Origin of the sequence: Chitinophaga agrisoli (genome assembly GCF_008386695.1) — a bacterium.
In the GTDB taxonomy this organism is placed as follows: domain Bacteria; phylum Bacteroidota; class Bacteroidia; order Chitinophagales; family Chitinophagaceae; genus Chitinophaga; species Chitinophaga agrisoli.
This window is the reverse complement of sequence record NZ_VUOC01000001.1, coordinates 920386-947008: the sequence shown is the minus strand read 5'-3', so window position 1 is coordinate 947008 and position 26623 is coordinate 920386. Positions and strand designations below refer to the sequence as shown.

Genomic DNA, 26623 nt, shown 5'->3' with positions numbered 1-26623 from the left:
GATCAAGATAACTATGAACGAATTCAGGCCCGGCAGATTTGAAATTCTCCCCATGGTGATCAAAAACCTCCTGATCATTAATGGGTTGGTATACCTGGCACAGATCACTTTCAAGTCCATGACTGGAGATGATACAATAGACAACCTCTTTGCCCTGCACTATTGGGGCTCAGACCTCTTCCGTCCCCACCAGATCATCACCCACCTGTTTATGCATGGTTCGCCGGGGCACCTGTTTTCCAACATGTTCTCCCTCTGGATGTTTGGCGCTACCCTCGAAAACGTATGGGGCCCCAAACGGTTCCTTATATTTTATATGGTCTGCGGCGTTGGCGCAGCCATGTGCCATATGGGAGTGCTCACCTGGGATAATGTGCACCTCACACAGGACGTGCAGACTTTCCTCAATGATCCGTCTTACTCCAACTTCGTGATGCTGGATCACAAATATGATCTGAATTCCGGGCCCTTTAACCCGGAAAGCCTTAAATACGCGCTGGCGCAGGCGCCCAACGATCCTGGCGTAATACAGGATGCCCGGGTGTTTGTACAGCAGTTTGCCGCCGTTTTCCGTAACACCGCCACCCTGGGCGCCTCTGGTGCGGTTTTTGGTATATTGTTCGCCTTCGGATACCTGTTCCCGAATAGTCTTATTTACCTATATTTCCTTTTTCCCATAAAAGCCAAATATGTGGTTGGCATATGGATTGCATTAGAGCTGTTTGCCGGCATACGGAACTCCGCCGGCGATAACGTTGCCCACTATGCCCACCTGGGCGGGGTGCTGTTTAGCTTCATCCTGCTCAAGTTCTGGAACAAGAACAACAGGCGGCATTTTTATTAGCGCTGAAAGGAATGTTTCACGCTTCACCTTTTACTAATTTCTTAAATTTGTATTAAAGCGATCGTAGCATGAGAACAGTGGAAAAAGAACGGATTCCCAGCCTCACCTTAGGCGAAGAAAGGAACATCGTTACGCAGATCCTGGTGGTGAACCTCACCATATTCATCCTGCTCCTGTTTACCAGGGTGATTTATAATATGGAAGGATACAGTACGGCGCAGTTTGAGTCGGACGTGCTGGCATGGACCGCTTTGCCCGCTAATCCCGCGCGCCTGCTTACCCGCCCCTGGACGCTCATCACCGCCATGTTCTCACACGTCAGCGTATGGCAGGTGTTCAGTAATATGGTCTGGCTCTGGGCCTTTGGCACCCTGCTGCAAAACCTGGCCGGTCACCAGCGTATCTTACCACTGTACCTCTACGGAGGCTTCTGCGGCGCCATCTTCTATGTAATGGGCATGCACGCCATCCCCGCTTTTGAATCGATGCTGCCAACAGCCGCCATGATGGGCGCCTCCGCCAGCGTAATGGCCCTGGCTATAGGCGTTACCGCCGTTGCCCCCAATTACCGCATTTTCCCCTTGCTCGGCAAAGGCATCCCCTTATGGGTGATCACCCTCATATTTGTTGCACTACACATTGCCTCACATATCTTAACGCCTGCAGATGAAACGCAGACCTACATCCCTGCCCTCGTAGGCGGCGGGCTTACAGGCCTCCTGTATATGACGCAGTGGAAAAAAGGAAAGGACTGGGGCGCAGGCCTCAACCGGGTGGCATACAAAGCCACTCACCTCTTCCATCCCGCCCCACAGGACCATCCGGAAGTGGCGCTCATTAAAAAAAGGCTCAACCTTCCCTCTTCCGGCAACAGCGCCTTCCGCCGCGTAGGCAGCGTACCGGAACAGCGCCTCAACGAGATCCTCGATAAGATCAACGAACAAGGCATGGACGCCCTCACCCCGGAAGAGCAGGAAACACTCCTCAGGGCCAGTAAGCAGGATATTTCCTGAAGGAGATCGTCCCACATATCCATCATTTCCGCATAACATATCATTATTACGCCGGACACCGTATCCGCGTCTCCATCTCATATTATAAATAACTTTATTCATCCATACCCCTCCACTCCTCCTGTATACAAGAAATAATGTATTCATACATTTACATATTAGCATCCCGTACACATTAAAATTATCCTCCTTATCGATTGATTTACAAAGCGGATCCCGTTTGGTAATTGAAATTCCAATGCTTACTTTCACGCCACTAATCCCAAAAAAATACCATAAACCCCCGTTTACTGTGAAACTATTGCAAGTCGTTCTGCCCCGCATATTGCTCCTTTGCAATGGCCTGCTGATAACCGCTTTGTTATTGTCAGCCTGGCTCCCTTTCATGAGCCCACACCAATGGTGGCCCAGCGGTTTTGCGGGATTGTTATTCCCTATATTACTGGCTTTAACCGTATTATTCATTCCCATATGGGCGGTATACCGCAAATGGTATTACTGGATCTCCGTTGCCGCCATCATCCTCTGCTGGAAAGCCATCCTCGTTAGCTTTTCCATACGCTGGCCCCAACAGCTGGCCGTTGGCCGCCCGGAGGCGCCCCGTTTTACCATCATGACCTTCAACACCAGCAGCATGGGCGTTAAAGGTTACCAGCTGGATAAGGAGCTGCATGCCTCCATTCTCCATACCTTGCGCGAAGCCAGTCCGGATGTCCTTTGCATGCAGGAGTTCTATACTAACGATGATCCTAAGCTCACGGATAACATTGCCGCTATACAGGATCGGCTGGGCTACCCTTACTATTTCTTTACCTCAGATAAGACCCAGTGGAATACCTGGCATTACGGTATCGTGCTCTTCTCCCGCTACCCGGTCATCCATACGCGTAAGATCCCCTGCGGTTATAGTATTGCCGGCAGCGGTAGCAGCATACTGGAAGCGGATATGGTCATCTATGGCGATACCGTGCGGGTCTACACCGCCCAGCTGCGCTCCTACATGTTCAATGGTGCGGAGCTGTCGCAGCTCAATGCTATCAAGACCATGAATGGCGGCCAGGCCGGGCTCTCAGCCACCGGCTCCCTGGTAGATAAGATGCGCCATACCTTTACCGCCCGCGCGGCACAAACAGAACAACTCCATGACCTCGCAGATCAAAGCCCCTACCCGGTGATCGTTTGCGGTGATCTGAATGATACCCCGGTCTCCTACACCTATTACACCTTGAGCCAGCACCTGCGGGATGCGTTCCTGGAAAAAGGCAGCGGTATAGGCCGTACCCTTTCTTTCCTGTCGCCCACCCTGCGTATCGATTATTTCCTGGCGCATAGCAACTTCAATATCCATGGCTACCGCACTTTCGAGAATGCGATGTTTGAGCATTTCCCCGTCATGGCAAGCTTCTCATTGAAAAAACCTGATTAGTGAAAGGTAACGGGTGATTATCCCTATCTTTAGCAAAAAAGAGTCGGGTTCCAAGGTGAGATTCATCAGATTATTCACAAAAGGCTTTTTGCTGATCATTACTATAGGCGTTGTCCTCCTATTCCTGCTGGCCTGTTTAGCGCCCTGGGTGTCCCCGGCCAGCTGCTGGCCGCTTAGTTTCCTGACCCTGGCCTTTCCTTACCTGCTGTTATTGCTCATTCTCTGCTTTTGCTGCTGGCTGCTGTTTAATATTAAATATTGCCTGCTATGCCTCCTGGCCCTGAGTCTTGGCTGGAAATCCATCAGCGCCTACATCGGCTTCCACTGGCCCGGCGCGGAGAACCAGTTCACCGCCCCACAGGGCAGCATCACCGTTATGAGCTATAACGTAAGCCTGTTTGGCCTGTACCGGGAAAAGGACAGTAAATACAACCGCCAGGCCATGTTTGCGCTTATCAAGAAACAAGCGCCGGATATTGCCTGTTTCCAGGACTTCTACACCTCGGAAAAACAACACGATTTTAATAACCGGGAGGATATCTCCACAGAAATGCGCCTGCCCTACCGCTACTTTTCCAGCGACTTTAACCGCGATGGTATGCAGCACTGGGGCTCCATCATCTTCTCCCGCTATCCCATCATCCGCTCAGAGAAAGTAAAGCTGTCAGATGGCCCCCAGAGCGAAAGCCTCATCTATGCGGATATCGTCCGGGAAGAGGATACCATCCGTATCATAAACATGCACCTGGAGTCGTACCGCTTTAATGAAAAAGACTACCGCTCCATCGAAAAGATAAAAAAGCAGGAAGATACCGGGCTCATAGCCACCAAAGGCATCATGCAAAAGATGCGGGAAGCCTTCCAGCGCCGCGGGCGCCAGGCGGATATAGTGGCGGGTTTTATCCGTCAGAGCCCCTACCCGGTAGTGGTATGCGGCGATTTTAACGATACGCCGGCCTCCTACACCTATTTCACCATTAAGGGCAACCTGCAGGATGCCTTCCTGAAAAAGGGCACCGGCATTGGCCGCACCTTCACAGGCCTGGCCCCCACCCTGCGCATCGACTACATCCTGCCGGATAATACATTTACCGTCAATAGCTTCCGCAAGATCAACTCAGATCTCAGCGACCACTACCCGGTCATCGCCAACATTAGTCTCAAATAGCTATCTCTGGCGCCCGTCAACTAACAACTATCCGCTACCGGTTAATTATTATCTTTGCAATCCCGGAAATAATGGAATATGTCAGACCTGAAATTTTATAACTCATTAAAGCGCGAAAAGGAAGTATTCACCCCTTTATATCCCGGGCATGTGGGCATGTATGTATGCGGGCCCACCGTATCCGGAGAGTCGCACCTGGGCCACGCACGGCCTTATATCACTTTTGATGTGGTATATCGCTACCTCATGCACCTGGGCTACAAAGTGCGTTATGTACGTAACATCACAGACGCCGGCCACTTCGAAGAAGAAGGCCGCGCCGCGGAAGATAAGATCGCCAAAGGCGCCTCCCTTGAAAAGCTGGAGCCAATGGAGCTGGTACAGAAATATACCAACCGCTTTCATTGGGCCATGCTGCAGTTCAACACCCTGCAGCCCAGCATAGAGCCCACCGCCACCGGCCATATCATAGAACAGATAGAGATGATCCAGAAGATCATCGATAAAGGTTTCGCCTACGAAGTGAATGGCTCCGTGTATTTCGATGTAAAGAAATATGCAGAAGGGCATCACTACGGTATCCTCAGCGGCCGTATCCTGGAAGATATGCTGGAAACCACCCGCGAGCTGGAATCGCAGGATGAGAAGCGCAACAAAGTAGATTTTGCCCTCTGGAAAAAAGCCCCGCCGGAGCATCTCATGCGTTGGAACAGCCCCTGGGGCGAAGGCTTTCCCGGCTGGCATATTGAATGCTCCGCGATGAGCTGCAAATACCTGGGCCAACAGTTCGATATCCATGGCGGCGGTATGGACCTCCAGTTCCCCCACCATGAGTGCGAAATAGCCCAGAGTGAAATAGCCAATGGCGAAATGATGGCGCGTTACTGGGTGCACAATAACATGATCACCATTAACGGCCGTAAAATGGGTAAGGCCTACAACAATACCATCAAGCTTACGGAGATCTTTGCAGGTACCCATCCCTTGCTGGAAAGAGGCTACAGCCCCATGACCATCCGCTTCTTCGTATTGCAGACCCACTACCGCAGCACCCTGGACTTCTCCAACGAAGCCCTGCAGGCGGCAGAAAAAGGCCTGCAACGCTTGTGGGCAGCCTATGACCTGCTGCAGAAGCTGAGCTACGAATCCAATGGCAGCCCCATAAACGAAGAGCTGGATAAACAGGTGCAGCAATGGTGCGCGGAGTGTGCAGAGTTTATGAACGATGACCTCAACACCGCTAAAGTGCTCGCCAACCTGTTTGAACTGGTGCCGGTGATCAACTCCCTGAAAGGCGGCCAGGTAAAAATGCACGAGCTCAGCGAAGCTACCTTCCAGCTGCTGCAAAAGACCTGGCAAACCTATCTCATTGAGATCCTGGCCCTCCAGCCGGAAAACCAGGTAACTGATAACAGTAAACTGGATGGCGCCCTGCAGCTCCTCATCGAAATGCGCAAAGAGGCCAAACTCCGTAAGGACTACGCTGCGTCTGACAAGATCAGGACCCAGCTGCTGGAAATAGGTATCCAGCTAAAAGATGAGAAAGACGGTAGCGTAAGCTATAGCATTATATAAGATACGGAATACACAGTAGGTAATTTTATGTACAAACTCTGGACGATCATTGCCGGCATGGCTTTATTCATCTGCGCCTGCCAGCCATCAACAAAGCAGAACGAGGATAACAGCAATGCGGACAATGTTGTGACCACCACCGTAAAGGTGCCTGTTTTTAGTGCGGATAGCGCCTATGCCTATACAGAAAAACAGGTGGCCTTTGGACCACGTATTCCTAACACGCCCGCACAGGAAAAATGTGCGGACTACCTGATCCAGACACTCAAGCCGCTTTCAGATACAGTGTACGTACAGCGTACCACCGTAACAGGCCCTAAACATGTCACCCTGCCCTGCATCAATATTGTAGCCACCTTTAATCCGGCGGCTACCCAGCGCATACTCGTGCTGGCCCACTGGGATACCCGTCCCCAGGCAGACCAGGACGCGTTTGATAAAACAAAGAAGCTGGATGGCGCGGATGATGGCGCCAGCGGCGTAGGCGTACTGATAGAGCTGGCCCGCCAGTTCCACCAGCAAAAGCCCGCCATCGGCGTAGACCTGCTGTTAACAGATGTGGAAGACTATGGCGTAAGCGAAGAAGAGAACAGCTACTGCCTGGGTACCCAATATTGGGCGCACCATCCGCACGTACCCGGTTACAAGGCTAACTACGGCATCCTCCTGGATATGGTAGGCGGCCGCGGTACACAGTTCTTTATGGAAGCCGCTTCCCAGCAATATGCCCTGGGCCCCATGAAAGCTTTCTGGGATGTGGCCAATAAGATCGGCTACTCTGATTTCTTCCGCTACGAGAACAATGGCGCCGCCATTACAGACGATCATGTGTATGTAAACACTATCGCCAATATACCTACCTTTGATATTATCGCGCTGCAGCCCAACGGTAATTTTGCGCCGCACTGGCATACCCAGAACGATAATATGAGCGTAATAGACCGCCGCACGCTCCAGGCCGTAGGCCAAACGCTGATGCAGGTGATCTACGCGCAGCCGTTCTAAAACAGCAACCATAGCATATGCAATAAGGGCCGGCGTTACACCCGACCCTTATTGCCTTTTATAGCATCAGTTATATTACCTCAAAATTTTGTCGCCATGGCCAAAACTTCCGCCAAAAAACTAAGCGCTCCTGCTGCTTCGCAGGATGGAATAGCTTTGCACCATCAGCACCTCATTAAGGATAAAAAACTGTCAGCGATCATCACCGCTCCCCTGGGTGCAATGCCCGTCAGCAAGAACATCACGTTGCGCCTCATTGCCTCCATCATGAGCCAGCAGCTCTCCGTAAAAGTAGCGGATGTGATCTATGCGCGTTTCCTGGCCATCTACGGCGGTAAAGAGCCCACGCCGCAACAGGTACTGGATACCCCGGCCCCAACCCTGCGCGCCATTGGCCTTAGCAATGCCAAAGTAAGTTATGTGCACAACGTAGCCCGTTTTACGGTAGAAGAAAAGCTGACGGATAAGAAGCTGCAAAAGATGAATAACGATGAAATACTGGCCTATCTTACGCAAATAAAAGGCGTGGGCCGGTGGACAGTGGAGATGCTGCTGATGTTCTATCTGGGAAGGGAAGATGTATTTGCCCTGGATGACCTGGGCTTGCAGCAAACCATGATAAAATTATACCGTTTGGATGCTACTGATAAGAAAGCGTTGCGGCAGCGGCTCATGGAAATATCCGCTAAATGGTCGCCCTACCGTACCTATGCCTGCAGGTACCTGTGGGCCTGGAAAGATACTAAACCCGTAGCCGGCGACACCGCCAAATGATTCGCATTACACCTGCGACATGATATAACTGATCGCATTGCGGGTTTTCTCAAAAGAAAAGATCTTCGCCAACACACCCTTAAAATTGTCTTCATCGGCAATCTCGTAAAAGCTTTCCTCCAGTATAGAATAGAGCTGGAACGGGTATACCTGTATACTGCCGTGTGTGATCCATAATAAAGGGAACTGGTAATTACCCAGGGCGGGAACTTTGATAATGAACTCGTGCCTCAATCCATTTGCAGTAAGCATGTCCTTATGTTCGTTGCTTATCAGGGCCGGCGCGGTTTTGATCTCTACTGTCAGGATGTTATTGCTCATTTTAGACAGGTAATTTGCCTGATCCAGTAAAATGGTTTTAGGCAATGTGATTTTCTTCTCTAAAATGTCCTCCGGCCATAGATTGGGAGCTTCACTCATAGTTTTAAAATATTTACAAGTTATAAGAGAATTTGATCGGCAAATGATCCGAATAATGCCTCGAATCAATTAAACCCGCCTTTGTTAAAAGATGGGTTCCCTTTATGTCGGTAATAATGTCCAGGTAGTCATCGTCAAAATAATCGATCAGCTCAGGCCGCATGATCACCTGGTCAAATAAATGCCAATGATAGCTGATGGGTTTTGCCGGACTATAGTAATGCGTTCCCGAAACCTTACCTTTTCCGAGATCCCCCAAAAAGCTCCACATCGGGTTATAAAAGAAATCATAATCGATTCCATCCACTTTTCGTACTAACCGCCTGGCAATAGCTCTGTCCATAGTGGTATGAAAACCCGTGCTCTGCACTAACCCATGCTCAAAGGGGTGCATATTAAAATCGCCAAACACGATCGTGCGTTTATGTCCAACCAAACTTTCTACACTATCAATAAACGATTTTACACCCATCATGTAGGCTGCCTGGTCGTCCCCTGTCCAGTTCACTTTACTTGGCAGATGTAAACACAACAAAGTTATGCCATTGCTCAGAACCGGAGAATATAAATATCTGGCAGTCATCCGCCTGGTCTCAGACAGCAACCCCAATAATGAATCTTTAAACTTTGTATATATCTGTATCTTATCGCAGTTAATACCCGCACAAAAGTAGAAGGCATTGGTGGTCTTGTTCAACTTCCTTAGCACATCCGCCGGCTTCAAATGGCATTCCGCCAGAAACAGGAGATCAATTTTTTGTTCATCTATCAGATCATATAACAAATCTGTAAGATCCTGGTTATTGAGGTTCCAGAAGCAAAAGTTCATCGGCTAACAGGGTAATACACTATTTCTAATATAAAAAATTAAACCCATAATTTCTAGTGGGGTGGGGTAGTATTTAAGACCAGTTTTTAAAATATTTACCCCATTGCAATACCATCGCAGTGAAGCAGAAAGCCAGGCAAAACTATAACCGGTAATTATACCGCATTGACAAACCAGGAACACCAGAATGGTCCCCAAACCTCCTATTTGCAATATTACCTCTCCTTCCTCTAAATTACCGCCCTCCTCCTGTAACCACCCATCCTCCAATCACCTTTGTTCTCAACCAATTGCTATTCCTTCAGACTTCCCATAAAAAAAAGTCCCCGCCCAGAAGTGGGCAGGGATTGTTAATTACTAACTAACCCAATGCTTATAACTAAAACTAAAACAAGGTCAAATATGCTTGAATAAGTCTTATACTTTTTTGTACGAACCGTGAACAGGGAGGCCCGTTCAACAGCCCATTCCGGCCAGATAAGTTATCACCTAACCCTCAAACCCTCACTATCCATTCACCTCTTATTATGCCTGCGCCTCCGCAATCTTAGCCTTGATCTTCACCTCTATTTCATTCGCTAATTCCGGATTATCCGCCAGCAACTGCTTCACCGCATCACGGCCCTGACCCAGCTTATTGGTCTCATAGCTGAACCAGCTACCGCTCTTCTGCACCACGCCATATTCAACACCCATGTCGATGATCTCACCCATTTTGGAGATACCCTCACCAAACACGATATCAAACTCTGCCTGGCGGAACGGCGGCGCTACTTTATTCTTCACCACCTTAACCTTTACGCGGTTACCTACTGCAGTATCCCCGTCCTTGATCTGTGTCATACGGCGGATATCCAGACGGATAGACGCATAGAATTTCAGGGCGTTACCACCGGTAGTGGTTTCCGGGTTACCAAACATTACCCCGATCTTTTCACGCAGCTGGTTAATGAAGATGCAGCAACAGTTGGTCTTGGAAATGGTAGCCGTCAGCTTACGCAGCGCCTGTGACATCAAACGTGCCTGTAAGCCCATCTTGCTGTCTCCCATTTCACCTTCCAGCTCCCCTTTGGGCACCAGGGCCGCTACGGAGTCGATCACCACCACATCTACCGCGCCGGATAAGATCAGGCGGTCTGCTATTTCCAGCGCCTGCTCACCATGGTCCGGCTGTGATATCAGCAGGGAATCCACATCAACGCCCAACCGCTGGGCATAAGAACTGTCAAATGCGTGTTCCGCATCTATAATGGCGCAGATACCACCCTTTTTCTGGGCCTCTGCAATTGTATGAATAGCAACGGTGGTCTTACCGGAAGACTCAGGACCGTATATCTCTATGATCCTTCCTTTAGGAAAGCCCCCTATACCCAGCGCAATGTCCAGGCCCAGGGAACCTGTAGAGATAACCTCCATGGGGTCAGAACCTTTCTCACCCATCATCATTACTGATCCTTTACCAAAATCTTTCTCGATTTTGTCCATGGTAAGGCGGAGCGCCTTCAGTTTTTCTGTATTGGCTGTAGACATATTAGTAAGTTGTTTTTTTACAAATTTAATGGTGTGCTAAGTTATGATCTAATTTTCATTTATCCCAAAAAATTTAGCATTTCAATTAAAATACTAAATACAGTAGCAAACAATCCCTTCAACCTCATCCGCTTGTCGTCGTCGCTTATTCGCTATTACATCACAAAGATGGCATGCCTTTACGCATTGAATATGCGCAGCAACAAACAGATCAGAAAATTTTTTGGAAAAGCTTACCCTACAAAGGCATACGCCGCCAGCTGTGATAGAATGCCCACAATAAAACCGGCATAGATCTCCGCCGGGCTGTGCGCTGCCAGCACCATACGGGCAGTGCCCACCAGGCCGGCTATAAAAAGCGTGATCACCAGGGGAATGGTCACATTCATATGCATACCCCACATCAGGGCCAGCAGTAAACCTATCACACCGCCCCAGCCCATCGTATGCATGCTTATCTTCACAAAGATGTTGCAGATAAAAGAAGCAATAACGGCTATAAAAATGCCCAGGAAAAAGGCATTAAAGAACGGCGGCGCCACCCCTTCCCGTATAAATGTGTAGAACGCCCAGAAGTAGTAAATGATGGTGGCTATATATGGTATGATACGGTCGCGCTGGGTGCGCAGGTAAAAAGAGTCCACAAAATTCAGCGCACGGGAAAGCAGCACTGTCAGCAAAGGAAAGAACAAACTGATACTGATAACCCGGAAATACAGCCTGTCATACGGAAACCGCATGCTGTACTGCTTAAAGGTCACAAAGTATTCCGGTAATGCCTGTACGATAAGGAAGGTAACGATCGTAGGGATAAATAAAGGATGCATGAGATAGGAAACCACCTGCGCCACCCCGCGTAATGCGGTGGGAAATACTGGCCATTCCGGTTTGGTGTCACTCACATGCAATGCTGTTTCTCTTTCCATTTAGTTTTTTATATATCGCGGAAAAGCCTTTCAGGTGCTTTTCACGCTTTAAAGCTCTTTACGTAACCGGGCTACCGGGATATTCAGTTGTTCGCGGTATTTGGCCACGGTACGGCGGGCAATATTATACCCCTTATCCTGTAGCATCTTGGTGAGGTTTTCATCACTCAGCGGCTTGCGTTTGTTTTCCCCCTCAATAAGGTCAGACAGTATCTTCTTCACCTCGCGGGTAGATACTTCCTCCCCGCTATCGGTTGATAAAGACTCGCTGAAGAAGAACTTCAGCTTAAAAGTGCCAAACTCCGTCTGCACATACTTACTGTTGGCCACACGGCTCACGGTAGATATATCCAGCTGGGTGATATCTGCAATATCCTTGAGGATCATCGGCTTCATCGTAGTTTCATCCCCGGTAAGGAAAAACTCCCGCTGATAGTCCATGATAGACTCCATGGTGGATAACAACGTATGCTGCCGCTGCTTAATAGCATCTATAAACCATTTGGCCGCGTCGATCTTCTGCTTGATGAACAGCACCGCTTCCTTCTGCCGGCGGTCCTTTTTATCGCCCCGGTCGTATTCCTTCAGCATCTCGCGGTAACCTTCTGAAATACGCAGGTCCGGCGCATTCTTGGAGTTCAGCGTCAGCTCCAGCTTGCCGTTATTGTTAAAGATGAAGAAATCCGGCACCACATAGCTTTCTGCCTTATTAAGGGTGGCATAATTGCCGCCGGGTTTGGGCGTAAGCCGGATGATCTGGTTGATCGCTTCCTTCAGGCCCTCATCACTCAGGTTCAGGCCCTTCTGTATCTTTTCGTAGTGTTTCTTGGTAAACTCGTCAAAATAACTGTCCAGTATCTGGTAGGCCGTCTGCACGCCCGGATCGTCCTGTGGCTTGCGCCTCAGCTGCAGCAGCAGGCACTCCTTCAGATCGGCGCAGCACACGCCCGGGGGATCAAATTCCTGTATCTTTTTGATCAGCAGTTTGATCTCCTCCTCGTCCGTGGCAATATTCTGTGAAAAGGAAAGGTCGTCTACAATGGCGCTCACTTCCCGGCGCAGGTAACCATCATCGTCAATGCTGCCAATGATCTGCTCCGCTATCCGGTGCTGGTGCTCGTCCAGCTCCAGCATACCCAGCTGGCTCAGTAGATGTTCGTGAAAAGAGGTTTCTACCCGTACCGGGATCGTCTTGTTCTCGTCAGGATCAGGGTAGTTATCATCACGGAGACGGTAGTCCGCAATATCATCGTCCCCTTCGTTCACATATTCAGATATGTCGATATTATCGTATTCATTTTCGCTGCCGTCCGGATCAAAATCTTCCTCTTCCCCACCCTCTTCGGTGGTAGCAGGCACCACTTCATCCTGGATTTCCTTGGCAGGATCGTCCTCATGGGTTTCCTCCTCACCGTATTCCAGGGCAGGATTTTCTTCCAGCTCTTCCTTGATCCGCTCGTCCAGGTTAGCAGTAGGCACCTGCAGCAATTTCATGAGCTGAATCTGCTGCGGTGATAATTTTTGTAATAGCTTTTGCTGTTGTGTCTGCTTTAACATAATCTACGCTTCCCAATACAGGGCAAAAATAGTAATAACAATACGATATAAGTTATGCCACTAAGCGCCTAAGCTGCTTTTTTAACAATTGCCTAATACAGGAAACAGGCGGTAAAATTTTCCCAGTCCCTCACAGGTCCACATCCATCTCCAGCTCATCCGGCAATAGCCGGAACGACTTACGGTGGTAGGGGGTTTCGCCATGCTCCCTGATGGCGTTACGGTGTTGCACGGTTGGATATCCTTTGTTGTCATTCCAGCCAAAATGTGGGAACTTGCTATGCAATTGCTGCATATACTCATCCCGGTACGTTTTGGCCAGTATGGAAGCCGCCGCAATGGAAGCATAAATTCCATCGCCCTGGATAATACAGGCATGCGGTATAGTTCCATAGGGTACAAAGCGGTTACCATCTACCAGTATAAAACCCGGCTGCTGTCTTAACTGCTCCAGCGCCAGGTGCATAGCCCGGAAAGAGGCCTGCAATATATTGATCCTGTCTATTTCTAAGTTGTCTACGCTCGCCACCGCATAAAAAGCCGCCTCTTTTTCTATCACCACCCGCAACGTATCCCTTTCTGCCGGTTTTAACTGCTTGGAATCGTTCAGCAACGGGTGCCGGAATCCAAGTGGCAGGATCACCGCCGCGGCAAACACCGCCCCGGCCAGGCATCCGCGTCCTGCTTCATCACAGCCGGCTTCCGGCTGTATATGTTGATGGTTACATAGTAGCAAGCCCCAAAAAGATTGATCCCGGTAAAGTTATAAAACAATTTTATGACGCGGGTAATTTTACTGGAACAGCTCTTTAAAGTCCTGCTTAAACTCCGTCCACTCTTTATCCGACTTTTTCAGTAAAGTATCAATTTTCAGTTGCGTACTATCCCAGGTGGCAGCGCTGGCGCCTTTCATCTCTTGTAGCTTCCTGTTGATATCATTCCGCAAACCGGTCAGTTTTTTACGCGCCTGTACGCCCCTGCCGGTGCTGTCCGTTTTCAGCGTCTCGATCTTCTGATCGATCTCTTTTCTGCGTTCCTCCAGGTCCTCCTCCACTTTTTTCTTCTGCTCCGCCAGATAGTCCGCTGCCGCATGGGCGCTCTCCTTCACATCCTGCCGGATCTTTTCCATGTCAGATTTTATCTCCTCTTTCTTCTCCTGCTGGGTCGTATTTTCCCTGCAGGCCAGTAAGGCCACTGCCACTAATGCTACCAATAACTTGTTCATACACTAACGGTTTTTCCCCTTGGGACAAATGCCACCCTATCAAAAGGCGTTCCATTTTTTATTTCCCCTCCTGCACCGTCCAACATTCATATGGATAAAATAACTATATAACAGCGCCCCGCGGGCATTTGTTTTATCAAAAAAAAAGTTAGGTTTGGAGCCTGTTTACAAAATCCAAACGCTTATATGAAGAAAGCTTTATTGATCTTTTCCCTCCTGCTTTGCGTACAATTGGCCAAAGCAGATGAAGGAATGTGGCTGCCTTATCTACTGGGACAGCAGGTATACAATGATATGGTTAAGAAAGGCCTCAAGCTTACCAAAGAACAGTTGTACAGTATTAACAAGGCTTCCCTCAAGGACGCGATCATCATCTTTGGCGGCGGCTGCACCGGGGAGATCGTAAGTAGCCAGGGATTAATATTCACCAACCATCACTGCGGATACGATGCCATCGCCAGCGCCAGCTCCGTAGCGAATAACTACCTCAAAGACGGGTTCTATGCCCGCAGCAAACAGGAAGAGATCTCCGCCGGCAAATTGTCCGTACAATTCCTGGTCAGGGTAGAGGATGTGACCAAACAGGTCACAGATACCCTGAAGGACCTCAACGGACAGGAGCGGCTGTCACAACAACAGGCCGTATTCAATAACATTGTAAGCCAGGCCGTTGCAGGCACCAACTACGAAGGCCGCATACTGCCCATGTTCCGCGGCAACCAGTACCTGCTTTTCATCTATGAGCGCTATAAAGACATCCGCCTGGTGGCGGCGCCACCGGAAAGCGTGGGTAAATTTGGCGGCGATACCGATAACTGGGAATGGCCCCGCCATACCGGCGACTTCTCCGTTTTCCGGGTATATGCGGATAAGGATAACAAACCGGCAGAATATGCGGCAGATAATGTGCCCCTGAAACCTAAATACTTCCTGCCCGTTTCCATCAAAGGCGTAAAGGAAAACGACTATGCCATGATCTTTGGCTATCCCGGCGGCACCAACCGCTACGAGAGCTCCTATGGCGTAAAGCTTAAAACAGATGTGGAGAACCCGGCTATCGTAGGCCTGCGTGATGTAAGGCTGAAGCTGATGTTCGAACAGATGAAAAAAGACCCCGCCACCAAGTTAAAACTCGCCTCTTCCTACGCCGGCATCGCCAACTATTGGAAATTCTTCGATGGCGAAACCAAACAGCTGCTCAAATACCACGTGCTGGAAGATAAACAGCAGCAGGAAGCAGACTTTGAAAAATGGGCACAGGGCAAAGCGGAATACCAGAACATATTCAAAGACTACGCACAGGCCTATAAGGACTGGAGCCCCTATACCAAACACCGTATATACATTAATGAGGGTATCCTGGGCTCTCCGCTAACCGCCTTTGCGGCCAGCCTGCAGGCGCTTGAAAAGGCCCTCACACAGCCTGGCACGCCGGCAGATGTGATCCAGAAAAGCCTCCAGGCCGCTGATAAGGCCCGCAGCGCTTTCTTACAGGAAGAGGATAAACGCAGCGACCAGCTGATCATGGCCGCTACCTGCCATAAATTCTATACGGATATTCCCCAGGCCCAGCATCCTATTGGTTTCTACGATGGCGTAAAAGCCAAATTCGGTAGCCTGGACGATGATAATACCTACCGTCTCTGGTCTACCGCCATCATGAACGGTACCATCATCCTCAATGATAGCAAATGGAAAGACTTCATAGCCCATCCGGATGCGGTTACCCTGCAAACAGATCCGGCCTTTGCCTACGCCAGCGCTTTCATTAAGAACTATGCCGGCAAATACCTGCCGCTGTATAACCAGTTCATGCTAAAGAATAATGACCTGGGCCGTACCTACCTCAAAGGCGTAATGGAAAAGGAACCTGCTAAAAAATGGTACCCGGACGCTAACTTCTCTATGCGCCTCACCTATGGCCAGGTAAAATCCTATAGCCCGCGGGATGCTATCAGCTACGACTATGTGTGTACCATGAAAGGCGTAATGGAAAAATACAAACCCGGCGACTATGAGTTTGACCTGCCGGAAAAGTATATGGACCTCTACAAGAAAAAGGATTTTGGCCAATACAAAGACCTGAAACGTAATGATATGGTGGTATGTTTCATCACCACCAATGACATTACCGGCGGCAACTCCGGCTCCCCCGTGCTAAACGGCACCGGAGAGTTGATAGGCCTTGCCTTTGACGGCAACTATGAAGCCCTGAGCCATAAGATCCAGTTTGACCAGGTATATAACCGTACCATCTGTGTGGATATACGTTATGTGCTCTGGTGCCTCGATAAACTGGGCGGCGCCACCAATATCATCAGTGAGTTGAAGCTCATGAAATAAATAGCTGTTTTTATACACAAAAGCCCCTCTCCTGGCCTTCGGAGAGGGGCTTTTGCATGTAAGTACTAGTACGTAATTTTCAAACTTCAGTACTTTTACTCATCTTCCATAACGTTGGTTGTTATAGTTTTACATCCGTTTTAGTACACCCCCAAAAAAATATGTGTCATGAAAGGTAAAGTAGTGTTGATGGCCTATATGGCCGCTATTGTGTGTTGGTTGTGCGGTTGTCATGTAAATCCCGCTGTAAAGCCTGAACAGGGCGTATCCGTAACTGTTATCCCCCACGGGACAACTAACACTTTCTTAGCCATCAGTGGTAAAGGTTTCAGCCGCAAAGCCGGCGAGAACACCGTGATTGTTGGCGATAAGGATGCCGCTATCGTTAGCGCCACCCCCCACCGGCTTATCGTAAAAATACCCGGCTTCCTGCAGGGTAAGGTTCCGGTAACCGTAAAAGTTAAAGAACAGACCTCCAATGTAGCATACCTGGAATATGCTGTTGTTGGCGCCCTGGCAGAGGCTTTACGCCCCTGAGCCAGCGTGTGGGATTGTAAAAAGCACAGTGGGCTGACCAGTGGATGGTCAGCCCCTTTTTTCTTTATCATGATGGTTTTCCACCCGGGCCCGTAGCCCCGCGGATCCCCCTGTAATAGAACTGCTGCCGGATGATCTTTCCGTTCTCCCATTGTTGCAGGAAAGCTTCTTTCAGATAACGGAGCCCCTCTGTTTTATGATTAAAAGTGACCATCATCTCGCCCATCACGATCTGCTGCTCCTCATCCACCACCATTACCGGTATGCGGAAAATAAGGTCCGTTATCTGCTGCAGGCTTTGCCGCTCGAGCTCCAGCAGCCGCTGTTTTCCATTGATGGCCTTTTCATCATTCTCCAGCTGATGGATGTTATCATCATAGAACTGCTCTATCACCGCGATGGTCTCGCCTTTTTCCAGCAGCTGTTTATATTGTTCCGCCTGTTGTTTCAGCATATTGTTAATGATTGTGTCCGTTATGTCAGGCCAGTGGTTTACCCCTTCACTTTGTCGCAGCCGGCCTGTCCTGCATGCCAAACATCAGCACCACCTTACCGCTGTCATAAAGGTTCAGGGTCTGATCTGCAATGTCAAAAGTATAAGTATGACTGTCCAGCAATCGCAGAAAAGCGCTCTCCCGCTCATTGGCGGCCTGGTCTATACAGGCCATCCGGGTGCTGATCACCTGTTGAAACTCTATCTGGGCGCTATCCGCCACATAATTACCTCCCAAACGGTTACAGCCGCCGTTACCCGCAAAACGATGCTGCGCCGTATCAAATTCCAGCCAGATGTTGGCGTCAGTAAGCGTTGCGCCATTCAGCTGTATAAGGTTCCATCTTTTTTTGCTGATGAATGCCCAGGGATCCGGCTTATCCTGTGCCGGCGTTTGCGGGGCGGCGGCGGTGGCCTCCGTTTTCTCATTTTCTGTGGTGGTGGCCGGCCGGTTACAGGTATTGGCCAGCAAAACTACAGTGGCAGTAATGATCAGTTTTGTGAACATATAGGCAGGTTTTATGGATACTGTACCGGTAAGTTACAAAAATTGGTCCAGGCGGCCAGCGCCCGCCGTTTGTCCATAAAGCTGTCAAGCCGCTTATACCTCCGCTATCCGTTTCAGCACCTCCAGGTAATAAGCCGTTTTACTGGGCGCACTAATAGCCACTATCTGCACATCATTAGCCCGCAGCATATCCAGCTTAAAGGCCGAGGCTTTTAGAAACTCCTCCGGGATATAGTAATAGAGCGTATTGTGCACCGGCACCGTGTTACGCTGAAACTTTTGCCGGGCGCGGTACGTAAGCAGCCACCAAAGGTCTGTCTCCACAAAATCCAGGGAAAGCGCCAGGATATGGATATCCTGTGTAAAGAACAGGTCCAGCCAGGAGTACTCTTTCAGCGGGCCATATTTAATCCGACGCAACAGGGGCAGCTTAGGCGCCTGCGGACTGGAATAGGTGGTACCAGATACTACATAATTACGCATCTGCTGCAGCTGCCCGCCATAATGCTCAAAGCCCAGGTTAATGCTCATAGGGTTTAAACAATCCCCATGTATATGCCAGAATTCTGTGCCGTTAAGCGTGTACTTACGGAAAATGCTGAATGTGCGCTCTTTGATCAGGCTGGATGATTGCTCCGGGGTAACGCCCTCCAGCGTGTACTCATAATTGGTGGTTAAGATATGGGCCGGCTGCAGCTCCCGGATCCGGGCATGCACTTCATTCGGCATAATATCGCCTATCTTTTGGGCAATGAAGGTCTTCAGGTCGCGCTCCCTGATATGTGACTGCCGGATGGCGGTAAGGAAGATCTCCTCATACAACAGGGGAAAGGGCTTTTTATCATCCAGCTGCACGCAGTCTGTACCACAATAGGTCAGAATATCCTGCAGCAGGTCTTTCCAGCTCTGACCCCTGGAAATATTGTTGATATCATTACCAACCAGTAATACGGGGTGTTGCATAGGAAAAAGGTTTTTCTAACCTGAAATTACTGCGGTCATGTGCAGGGTATTTGCGTTCAATGTTTTATCATCCGAAAGGTAAGATTAATTCTCGAGGCCAGGGGTTTTGCCGTCCTGGGCACCTGGTGCTGCCAGTAATGCTGCAGCGTGCCCTTCATAATAAGCAGGGAGCCATGGGCCAGCTCCAGTTCATATTTAAGCTGATGGTTTTGCTTGTACCGCAGCATAAAACGCCGGCTGGCCCCAAAGTTCACAGAGGCAATCACCGGGTTGCGGCCCAGCTCAGGCTCGTCATCGGCATGCCAGCCCATCGCATCCCGGCCATTACGGTACAGGTTCAGCAACACACTGTTAAACGCTGCGCCGGCAACAGGTTCAATCTGTTGTTTGATCGCCAGCAATGCCGCCGTCCAGGGGTTAGGTACATAGGTTTTGCCGGAAAATGCATAGGCGCTGCCGGCGTCTCCATGCCAGGCCATCAGCCGCGGAAACAATACCTCCTTCCCATACATGTTCATGGATTCTTGCTTCCAGGGAATGTTTGCCTGCAAATCCCGGAAATACCCGTCTGCTACAGCGCCTGTGAAAAACTGCGGATAATATGCCAGCGCGCCATCCTGCAGGATCACCTCATGACGGGAAGCATCGCCGGAAAATACGGATAGCTGCTGGCTCATATAACAAAAGTACTAAAAACGCCAGGGTCCATGATCTGCTGCGGTCAAGCAGCAAACCATGGACCCTGTCAAACCAAAAATATTTTATTAACCGCCTACTTCCTCGGTCTTCATTGTCTTCTGGAAGCGCTTACGCTCTTCTTCGTCCAGTATGGTCTTACGCATACGGATGTGGTTGGGCGTTACTTCTATACATTCATCATGCTGAATGTACTCCATACACTCTTCCAGTGTCATCAGCGTCTTGGGAGCGATATTGGTAGCGCCATCGGTACCGCTGGCGCGCATGTTCGTCAGTTTTTTACCTTCATTGGGGTTCACCACCAGGTCGCCCGGTTTGTTGTTCTCACCAATGATCATACCCTTATATACTTCCTCTCCCGGATCTACGAAGAAGAAGCCACGGTCCTGCAATTTATCCAGGGAGTAGCCAGTAGTGGTACCAGCTTCCTTAGCGATCAGCACACCATTGTTACGGCCGGGGATGGGGCCTTTCCAGGGTTTGTAATCATTAAAGCGGTGCGCCATTACAGCTTCGCCGGCGGTAGCCGTCAGCATCTGTGTACGCAGGCCTATCAAACCACGGGAAGGTATTTCAAATTCCAGGTGCTGCATTTCGCCTTTCGTCTCCATGATCAGCATCTCTCCTTTACGGCGGGTTACCAGGTCAATCACCTTGCTGGCAAATTCCTGCGGTACATCCACCACCAGGGTTTCGTACGGCTCGTTCTTTTTGCCATCAATGGTTTTTACGATCACCTTAGGTTGACCAACGGTCAGCTCATAACCTTCGCGGCGCATGGTCTCTATCAGTACGCCCAGGTGAAGGATACCACGGCCATACACCATAAAGCTATCAGCGCTATCTGTATCCTGCACGCGCAGGGCCAGGTTCTTTTCAGTTTCTTTCATTAAGCGGTCACGCAGGTGGCGGCTGGTCACAAACTTACCGTCTTTACCAAAGAAGGGTGAGTTGTTGATACCAAACTGCATGTTCATCGTAGGCTCATCCACGCTTATCACCGGTAATGCTTCCGGATTTTCAAAATCAGCAATGGTATCGCCAATGTTGAAATCTTCTATACCTACTACAGCACAAATATCGCCTGCCACTACTTCTGTTACACGCTTCTTGCCCAGGGCTTCAAAGATGTACAGTTCGCGAACGCGGGTTTTCTTAACGCCGTCTGCCTGTACCAGGGAGATGGGTTGGTTCTCCTTAATGGAACCACGTGTTACCTTACCTACTGCTATACGGCCCAGGAAGGAAGAGTAGTCCAGAGAAGTGATCTGCAGTTGCAAAGTACCTTCAGAAATCTTAGGCTCCGGTACATATTTCAGGATACCATCCAGCAGGGGAGTGATATCTTCACATTGTGTCAGGGATTCGTTGAACCAGCCATTCTTACCGGAACCGTAGAAGGTGGGGAAGTTCAGCTGCTCTTCGGTAGCATCCAGGTTAAAGAAAAGCTCAAATACGGAGTCATGCACTTCGTCAGGACGGCAGTTAGGCTTATCTACCTTATTGATTACTACAATTGGTTTGAGGTTCAGTTGCAGTGCTTTCTGCAGCACGAAACGGGTCTGCGGCATAGGGCCTTCAAAGGCGTCCACCAGCAGGATCACACCGTCCGCCATCTTCAGTACGCGCTCTACCTCACCGCCAAAGTCGGCGTGGCCCGGAGTATCGATCACGTTGATCTTTACGCCTTTGTACTCAACAGATGCGTTCTTACTGAAAATGGTGATACCACGCTCCCTTTCCAGGTCGTTGCTGTCCATGATCAGATCGCCGGTTTCCTGGTTAGAACGGAAAACATTGGTCTGGTGCAATATCTTATCAACCAGGGTAGTTTTGCCGTGGTCTACGTGCGCAATAATAGCTATGTTACGGATATTCATAAATCAGATTCTGTGTGCGCTTTTTAGCTGTCAGCACTTAGCCAACCGCACAAAAGAAGGCGCAAAGGTACGAAATAATGGGGAAAACCGAAGGAATTGAGTTTAAATAAATGTGATCAAAATCTGCGGAAGCTAACCGATTGTTTATCAGCGCGGTACGAATATAGCCCTGGCGCCGGATTCATCCGTTTTCCTATCTGAATTACGGCAGAATACGCTGCCGGAATGACCTTGTCCCCTACCCTATAGCAGACACCGCAGACGGCGTTACCCCAAAAGTCTTCTTAAAAGCATAAGAGAAGTGCGAAAGGTCCTCAAACCCTACTTCCAGGTACACATCGGAGGTCCTTCTCCCCTTTTCCTTCAGCAAATAATAGGCCTCCTTTAACCGGCGCTGCTGCAGCCAACGGCTGGGGGTAGTATGGAAGATCTTCTCAAAATCCCGTTTAAAAGTAGCCAGACTGCGGCCCGTCAGGTATGCAAACCGGTCCAGGTGCACATTAAACTTATAATGCTCATTCATATACGCCTCCAGGTCAATCTTTCCCGGCTCGCTAAAATCAAATAGCACATTCTTTAGGGAGGGATTGGTCTCCAGCAGCAGCATCACCGCCTCCCGGACCTTCTGGTTCGTGAGCGCTATGCTCAGCTCACCCGTGGTGTTCAGGTAAGGCGTAAGGGAATCAATATAATGCCGGAGCAGCTTATGCGGGGCCAGATGCAGCGCGTTTTCCCCCTGGAATGGCCCATCCATATGCAGATTGAATTCCTCGCTCAGGCTGCGCAATGTATCCTGGTCCATCTTGATCGAGATCGCGCGGTATTCGCCGCCGGGAGGCGGGAATTTAGTATACCGGGTAAGCTGGTTCTTGCGGATAAACCGGAAATCCCCTTCATTAAAAGTATAGGCCTTATTGCCCAGATAAGTTTCTGAACTGCCGGAAATAGTATACCCAAAAATATGTTCGGATATAAATTGCTCACCCTCGCTGCTCTTCCTTGAGTAGCAGGAATATAGTATATGCGGGATCTGCCCGTTTACATGTTGCGCTGACATCACTATCAAATTTACTGTAAATAATACCGGGAGAGGGCTGCTCTTTTAACCAGCCACTCCGGGCCTTCTGATGTAATACTGCCTGTTCCCCATTTCGTTACGGTATATATCGGGTAAACCTGGTCAGGATACTTTGCCGCCAGATCAGCTAATTGCTGTAGATTCCTGGCCGTAGCGGCCACCAGGTTACCGTTGGCCAGTACTACTGCGGTAAGGCTGCGTCCCAATCCACGGGAGCTGCCTGTGATAAACCAAACTTTTGCCATGATGTTTGTTTTTCATACAAAGTACGGTCACAGGGCCTCCTTGCTGTTTTGCTAAAAAGCTCAAGTTGTTTTGTTGGAAAGCTCAGCGGGTAGTAATAGGCTGAACGAAGGCAACCGCGCAATGCGTCACTGCATCAGCTTCAACAAATACTCAAATGAAGCCTGGTTGGCAGTATTATCCAGCGCGCCGGCAATATCTATCTTCTCCCTGGAGGTAAGATGCCAGCTAAGAGCGGCTGCCTTATCTTCTTTCAGCGGTACATACTGGAAAATAATGCGATGGAATTTATGGGGAAAATAACCTTCCATATAATTCACCTGGTTATCCTGCTCAAAATCCTGCATAGCGCTCCAATGCTGCTGCATGGTGAATAACGGCTCAAATATCAGATCGCTCAGGTCTTTGTTCTTCGCAATGGGTTTTATATCATTCTTACGGGTATCGCGTACCTGTATGTAAACCACACCGCTGGTATTCTCATTGATCCAGTCCCGGAAATTGTGCAGGAAACGCAGCGTCGTCTCCTGGCCAAAATTATCACGGATCCCGGCGTCCATCACATCCACAATAGGATCGCTTGGCAGAAATACATTCGGTAATACATAAGGGAAAGTGGCGCACATACGGATAGCGCTGGTAATACGCAGGTCCATGGCACGCTGTGCGGAAAAATACTGCCCAAAATCCACCCCATCCACATCCGGCAGGCTCCGCGTAGGATACTGATATTGCGGGCTGCACAGGTAACTTACCGGCTGCGGCGAAATGATCAGCCGGCGGCCATCGGCATTGATGGTGGCATTCCATACCAGCATAGGTATCCGGGCCTGCTGCTCCGGCAACTGGTAGTCTTTCAGTGTTTTCTCCAGCACATGATCTGTATTCAGGTTCAGCTGTCTTTCAAAAGCATATCCCCTATCCTTCGCATAGTGGTTATTACCTATCTGGAAAGAGCGGAAAGGCGTAATAAAATCATTTACGGCCAGGGCAGTGAATACAGAATTCAGCAGATCGCGGGCCACCCTGTCCGTATAAACGCTGTCCTGGATATTGACAGGCATGCCCTGCAATTTCCGGTAACACAGTTCCCGGTAATAGGAGGCGCCCAACATGCCCCCGGAGGCGCCGGTCATTAACATAGTATGCCGCATTACCGCGCCATGTGTAAGGGTATCCAGGCGTTGCAGCACATTCATAGACCAGGTGGCGGCCCGGCTGCCGCCGCCGCTAAAGTTCATCACCACCAGCTTGGGCTTTTGTCCCGCCGGGAATTTAGCTTTCCACTGTTCCAGTATCTTCAGCGTTTGTGCTTTATCCTGTGCTACCCGCTCTGCGGAAAAGAACTTTTGCAGGTTGGCTACATTATAGTCAGGTCGTTGCTTCTTCTCCCGGTACTCCAGTCCATAAGCCTTGTTCCGGTTATCGATCCAGTCGTTCACCGTCATCCAGTTCAGCAGGAATAGCATCACCAGCAGGCAGGGAATGGCCCAGGTCTGTAACAGGTACGCATAAGCGCCCGCCACTCCTATCAGGAAAGCAAAGAACACCATTACGCTGGCGCCAGCCGGTATACGGCAAACATCATAATCGATCAGGAAAGACAATATCACCAGGAACACCAGGGCCAGCCCTACGGTGATCATAGCGGCAAAATGGTGCTGTTTAAGGATATTATCCAGGTAATGTTTGTTATAGTGATCCACATTCCGGGCTCGGCGTACCCTGAATGGACTGGAAAAATAGTTGTGCACCGGCAGCGCATTCTCATCATGTTCCTGGCCCGGTTTCATGATCGTACGCAGGAAATTACGCGGATTGCCAAAGCGCCTTTCCAGCCGCCGGCTAATGTTTTTATCCGCATTAAAGAAGTAGAAGAACGAAAAGAAGATCACAAACAGGAAACCGCAGATAAACCCTTCCGCCAGCAGTAAGATCTCCGGTACAGTGCTCAGTTGTTCATAACGTTGGTACTCCCAGCCACGTATCAGCAGGCACAACAGAAACGTGAGCGGTATCAGTGAGTTGTTCAGGCAATACTTAAAAAACGGCTGGGAAGTGGTGGCCAGGAATTTAAACCGGCCGGTATGCAGTATAAACGTGGTAATGTTCCAGCTCATGGTAAAGAACCCGGTCGCGAGGCCCAGGATCGTAGTGCTGTAAAAGCTTACATTCCCCAGGTACTCCGGAGCCAGGAACAAGGCATCCCCGCCAAATACCTTTGCAAAGCCCCCGTTTATGGTGCTGAAAAGGATGGCCCAGAAGATGAGCAATACCTGGTACTTACGAAAATGTAACAGCAGTAGCTGTATAGGGAAGGAATAGTAAGTTTTAACCAGCAGTAATTTCAATTTCACTTGAAGGTAATTTGATTCGCTTGCTGATAAACTTACGAAAAATAGTCGTTACGTCATCAGTTCACTGTCTTTGTGGTAACCGGCGCCTGTGCATTGCTCAGGAACAATGCCCAAACCAGCGCCAGCAACAGCAGCATACCGGTAAACTGATGCAAAATAGCCAGCAGCAACGGTATCCTTACCTGGCTAAGCATCACCGTTAGCACGCCCAGTAATACCTGTGTCAGCACCAGCAGCGAAGGCAGGTAACGCATGCGGTGCAGGCGGCTGTAAACAGGCGTTTGCGCCGCTTTCCACCACCATACCGCTACCAGGATGGTAATAAGGTAGGCCAGGCCGCGGTGAATGAATTGTATGGTGATCGGGTTGTGCGTAATATCCGTCAGGAAACCACCCTGGGTAAACATGTTTACAGGCCACCACATACCGTTAATATCCGGCCAGGTGCTGGCAGCCAGCGCCGCATGCAGCCCGGCCATAAATGCGCCGTATATCAGCTGCAGGGTCAGCAATACCAGCAACCAGATATTCAGCCTGCGCAGGGAGGGCGCATGTACAATACCGGAAGAGGGAATGCTGATACGCAGCGCAAACCACAACACATAACACAACAATAACAAAGCCGCTATAAAATGCACCGCCAGGCGAATATGGCTTACATACAGGTTCTCTTCATTTAACCCGCTCTGTACCATGATCCATCCAATAGCGCCCTGCAATGCGCCCAGCACAAACAGGATCACCATGGGTTTTACCATGCTGCGGTCTATCTTTTTGGTGGCCAGGAAGTAAATGAACGGCAATGCAAACACCACGCCCATCAAACGGGCCCAGTCGCGGTGCAGCCATTCCCAGAAGTAAATTGCCTTAAAATCAGACAGGGAAAAATGGCTGTTAATGTACTTGAATTGCGCAATTTCCTTGTAGTGGTCAAAAGCGGCCTGCCAGGCCTGCTCATTCATTGGCGGCAAAGCCCCCAGGATAGGCTTCCACTCTGTAATAGAAAGACCGGATCCGGTAAGCCGGGTAATGCCTCCCAATAATACCTGTATGACGATCATACCCACGCCTGTAAACAACCAAATGGCTACAGGTCGGTGCTGTTGCAGTGCGTTTTTTTCCATAAACGCTGCAAAAGTAGCGAACATTTGCCTTACCTGATTTCCTGATGCATATCTCTATTTCAAAAATTGTTGATTAATTTCAGGCAGTAATCCTTGAATGCCTGAC

At 49.6% G+C, this 26623-nt stretch carries 25 protein-coding genes; 9 read left to right on the top strand and 16 right to left on the bottom strand.

The genetic code is table 11. From position 1 onward, the window contains the following. The first annotated feature begins 13 nt into the window (after positions 1 to 13). From F0L74_RS03940 to F0L74_RS03910, 7 genes are all read left to right on the top strand, one after another. Positions 14 to 844, top strand: coding sequence for a rhomboid family intramembrane serine protease (locus tag F0L74_RS03940; RefSeq protein WP_149836518.1), 831 nt, complete (start codon positions 14 to 16; stop codon positions 842 to 844). 68 nt (positions 845 to 912) lie between these two features. Further along, complete coding sequence (locus F0L74_RS03935; RefSeq protein WP_149836517.1) at positions 913 to 1857, top strand: rhomboid family intramembrane serine protease; 945 nt, start codon at positions 913 to 915, stop codon at positions 1855 to 1857. Between the two features lie 292 nt (positions 1858 to 2149). After that, a complete protein-coding gene (locus tag F0L74_RS03930) occupies positions 2150 to 3283 on the top strand; it encodes an endonuclease/exonuclease/phosphatase family protein (RefSeq protein WP_188315848.1) in 1134 nt (377 codons plus the stop codon). A 55-nt stretch (positions 3284 to 3338) separates the two neighbouring features. After that, positions 3339 to 4451 carry an endonuclease/exonuclease/phosphatase family protein gene (locus F0L74_RS03925; protein ID WP_149836515.1) on the top strand — a complete coding sequence of 371 codons (1113 nt, stop codon included), beginning with the start codon at positions 3339 to 3341 and terminating at the stop codon, positions 4449 to 4451. A 78-nt stretch (positions 4452 to 4529) separates the two neighbouring features. After that, positions 4530 to 6026: a cysteine--tRNA ligase gene (gene cysS / locus F0L74_RS03920; RefSeq protein WP_149836514.1), complete on the top strand. Its 1497-nt coding sequence runs from the start codon at positions 4530 to 4532 to the stop codon at positions 6024 to 6026. Between the two features lie 27 nt (positions 6027 to 6053). Beyond that, positions 6054 to 7031, top strand: a complete 978-nt coding sequence (locus F0L74_RS03915) for a M28 family peptidase (RefSeq protein ID WP_149836513.1) — start codon at positions 6054 to 6056, stop codon at positions 7029 to 7031. A gap of 96 nt (positions 7032 to 7127) precedes the next feature. Further along, positions 7128 to 7805, top strand: a complete 678-nt coding sequence (locus F0L74_RS03910) for a DNA-3-methyladenine glycosylase family protein (RefSeq protein WP_149836512.1) — start codon at positions 7128 to 7130, stop codon at positions 7803 to 7805. 6 nt (positions 7806 to 7811) lie between these two features. Here the strand turns inward: F0L74_RS03910 and F0L74_RS03905 are convergent, their stop codons facing one another. From F0L74_RS03905 to F0L74_RS03875, 7 genes are all read right to left on the bottom strand, one after another. Beyond that, positions 7812 to 8225, bottom strand: a complete 414-nt coding sequence (locus F0L74_RS03905; RefSeq protein ID WP_149836511.1) for a hypothetical protein — start codon at positions 8223 to 8225, stop codon at positions 7812 to 7814. Positions 8226 to 8238: 13 nt separating this feature from the next. Beyond that, positions 8239 to 9054, bottom strand: a complete 816-nt coding sequence (locus tag F0L74_RS03900) for an endonuclease/exonuclease/phosphatase family protein (protein ID WP_149836510.1) — start codon at positions 9052 to 9054, stop codon at positions 8239 to 8241. 525 nt (positions 9055 to 9579) lie between these two features. Next, the gene (recA, locus tag F0L74_RS03895; protein ID WP_149836509.1) at positions 9580 to 10584 is read right to left on the bottom strand and encodes a recombinase RecA; all 1005 of its coding nucleotides are present in this window, start codon (positions 10582 to 10584) and stop codon (positions 9580 to 9582) included. Positions 10585 to 10817: 233 nt separating this feature from the next. Continuing rightward, a complete protein-coding gene (locus F0L74_RS03890; protein ID WP_149836508.1) occupies positions 10818 to 11510 on the bottom strand; it encodes a phosphatase PAP2 family protein in 693 nt (230 codons plus the stop codon). 48 nt (positions 11511 to 11558) lie between these two features. Next, complete coding sequence (rpoN, locus tag F0L74_RS03885) at positions 11559 to 13067, bottom strand: RNA polymerase factor sigma-54 (protein WP_149836507.1); 1509 nt, start codon at positions 13065 to 13067, stop codon at positions 11559 to 11561. A 130-nt stretch (positions 13068 to 13197) separates the two neighbouring features. Further along, positions 13198 to 13803, bottom strand: a complete 606-nt coding sequence (rnhB, locus tag F0L74_RS03880) for a ribonuclease HII (RefSeq protein ID WP_149836506.1) — start codon at positions 13801 to 13803, stop codon at positions 13198 to 13200. 57 nt (positions 13804 to 13860) lie between these two features. Then, the gene (locus tag F0L74_RS03875; RefSeq protein WP_149836505.1) at positions 13861 to 14292 is read right to left on the bottom strand and encodes a hypothetical protein; all 432 of its coding nucleotides are present in this window, start codon (positions 14290 to 14292) and stop codon (positions 13861 to 13863) included. Positions 14293 to 14478: 186 nt separating this feature from the next. Between F0L74_RS03875 and F0L74_RS03870 the strand changes: the two genes are divergently transcribed. Then, positions 14479 to 16635, top strand: coding sequence for a S46 family peptidase (locus tag F0L74_RS03870; RefSeq protein ID WP_149836504.1), 2157 nt, complete (start codon positions 14479 to 14481; stop codon positions 16633 to 16635). A gap of 168 nt (positions 16636 to 16803) precedes the next feature. Continuing rightward, positions 16804 to 17172: an IPT/TIG domain-containing protein gene (locus F0L74_RS03865; protein ID WP_149836503.1), complete on the top strand. Its 369-nt coding sequence runs from the start codon at positions 16804 to 16806 to the stop codon at positions 17170 to 17172. 67 nt (positions 17173 to 17239) lie between these two features. Here the strand turns inward: F0L74_RS03865 and F0L74_RS03860 are convergent, their stop codons facing one another. The 9 genes from F0L74_RS03860 to F0L74_RS03820 form a co-directional block, all read right to left on the bottom strand. Then, the gene (locus F0L74_RS03860; protein WP_149836502.1) at positions 17240 to 17626 is read right to left on the bottom strand and encodes a nuclear transport factor 2-like protein; all 387 of its coding nucleotides are present in this window, start codon (positions 17624 to 17626) and stop codon (positions 17240 to 17242) included. A gap of 46 nt (positions 17627 to 17672) precedes the next feature. Continuing rightward, complete coding sequence (locus F0L74_RS03855; RefSeq protein ID WP_149836501.1) at positions 17673 to 18173, bottom strand: META domain-containing protein; 501 nt, start codon at positions 18171 to 18173, stop codon at positions 17673 to 17675. 93 nt (positions 18174 to 18266) lie between these two features. Next, entirely contained in the window at positions 18267 to 19136 is an 870-nt protein-coding gene (locus F0L74_RS03850) for an SIR2 family protein (RefSeq protein WP_149836500.1), read from the bottom strand. Positions 19137 to 19192: 56 nt separating this feature from the next. Further along, positions 19193 to 19813, bottom strand: coding sequence for an alpha-ketoglutarate-dependent dioxygenase AlkB family protein (locus tag F0L74_RS03845; protein WP_149836499.1), 621 nt, complete (start codon positions 19811 to 19813; stop codon positions 19193 to 19195). A gap of 87 nt (positions 19814 to 19900) precedes the next feature. Beyond that, positions 19901 to 21715, bottom strand: a complete 1815-nt coding sequence (gene typA, locus F0L74_RS03840; RefSeq protein WP_149836498.1) for a translational GTPase TypA — start codon at positions 21713 to 21715, stop codon at positions 19901 to 19903. A 238-nt stretch (positions 21716 to 21953) separates the two neighbouring features. Further along, positions 21954 to 22772 carry a helix-turn-helix domain-containing protein gene (locus F0L74_RS03835; RefSeq protein WP_149836497.1) on the bottom strand — a complete coding sequence of 273 codons (819 nt, stop codon included), beginning with the start codon at positions 22770 to 22772 and terminating at the stop codon, positions 21954 to 21956. Positions 22773 to 22783: 11 nt separating this feature from the next. Further along, the gene (locus F0L74_RS33610) at positions 22784 to 23038 is read right to left on the bottom strand and encodes a hypothetical protein (protein WP_213086881.1); all 255 of its coding nucleotides are present in this window, start codon (positions 23036 to 23038) and stop codon (positions 22784 to 22786) included. A 126-nt stretch (positions 23039 to 23164) separates the two neighbouring features. Further along, positions 23165 to 25393, bottom strand: a complete 2229-nt coding sequence (locus F0L74_RS03825; protein WP_149836496.1) for a patatin-like phospholipase family protein — start codon at positions 25391 to 25393, stop codon at positions 23165 to 23167. 56 nt (positions 25394 to 25449) lie between these two features. After that, entirely contained in the window at positions 25450 to 26517 is a 1068-nt protein-coding gene (locus F0L74_RS03820) for a COX15/CtaA family protein (RefSeq protein WP_149836495.1), read from the bottom strand. Positions 26518 to 26623 lie beyond the last annotated feature (106 nt).

Coding starts and splice junctions, on each gene's coding strand:
- F0L74_RS03940 (WP_149836518.1), top strand. CDS start 14: ATGAACGAATTCAGGCCCGGCAGATTTGAAATTCTCCCCATGGTGATC.
- F0L74_RS03935 (WP_149836517.1), top strand. CDS start 913: ATGAGAACAGTGGAAAAAGAACGGATTCCCAGCCTCACCTTAGGCGAA.
- cysS (WP_149836514.1), top strand. CDS start 4,530: ATGTCAGACCTGAAATTTTATAACTCATTAAAGCGCGAAAAGGAAGTA.
- F0L74_RS03915 (WP_149836513.1), top strand. CDS start 6,054: ATGTACAAACTCTGGACGATCATTGCCGGCATGGCTTTATTCATCTGC.
- F0L74_RS03910 (WP_149836512.1), top strand. CDS start 7,128: ATGGCCAAAACTTCCGCCAAAAAACTAAGCGCTCCTGCTGCTTCGCAG.
- F0L74_RS03905 (WP_149836511.1), bottom strand. CDS start 8,225: ATGAGTGAAGCTCCCAATCTATGGCCGGAGGACATTTTAGAGAAGAAA.
- F0L74_RS03900 (WP_149836510.1), bottom strand. CDS start 9,054: ATGAACTTTTGCTTCTGGAACCTCAATAACCAGGATCTTACAGATTTG.
- recA (WP_149836509.1), bottom strand. CDS start 10,584: ATGTCTACAGCCAATACAGAAAAACTGAAGGCGCTCCGCCTTACCATG.
- F0L74_RS03890 (WP_149836508.1), bottom strand. CDS start 11,510: ATGGAAAGAGAAACAGCATTGCATGTGAGTGACACCAAACCGGAATGG.
- rpoN (WP_149836507.1), bottom strand. CDS start 13,067: ATGTTAAAGCAGACACAACAGCAAAAGCTATTACAAAAATTATCACCG.
- F0L74_RS03875 (WP_149836505.1), bottom strand. CDS start 14,292: ATGAACAAGTTATTGGTAGCATTAGTGGCAGTGGCCTTACTGGCCTGC.
- F0L74_RS03870 (WP_149836504.1), top strand. CDS start 14,479: ATGAAGAAAGCTTTATTGATCTTTTCCCTCCTGCTTTGCGTACAATTG.
- F0L74_RS03865 (WP_149836503.1), top strand. CDS start 16,804: ATGAAAGGTAAAGTAGTGTTGATGGCCTATATGGCCGCTATTGTGTGT.
- F0L74_RS03860 (WP_149836502.1), bottom strand. CDS start 17,626: ATGCTGAAACAACAGGCGGAACAATATAAACAGCTGCTGGAAAAAGGC.
- F0L74_RS03855 (WP_149836501.1), bottom strand. CDS start 18,173: ATGTTCACAAAACTGATCATTACTGCCACTGTAGTTTTGCTGGCCAAT.
- F0L74_RS03850 (WP_149836500.1), bottom strand. CDS start 19,136: ATGCAACACCCCGTATTACTGGTTGGTAATGATATCAACAATATTTCC.
- F0L74_RS03845 (WP_149836499.1), bottom strand. CDS start 19,813: ATGAGCCAGCAGCTATCCGTATTTTCCGGCGATGCTTCCCGTCATGAG.
- typA (WP_149836498.1), bottom strand. CDS start 21,715: ATGAATATCCGTAACATAGCTATTATTGCGCACGTAGACCACGGCAAA.
- F0L74_RS03835 (WP_149836497.1), bottom strand. CDS start 22,772: ATGTCAGCGCAACATGTAAACGGGCAGATCCCGCATATACTATATTCC.
- F0L74_RS33610 (WP_213086881.1), bottom strand. CDS start 23,038: ATGGCAAAAGTTTGGTTTATCACAGGCAGCTCCCGTGGATTGGGACGC.
- F0L74_RS03820 (WP_149836495.1), bottom strand. CDS start 26,517: ATGGAAAAAAACGCACTGCAACAGCACCGACCTGTAGCCATTTGGTTG.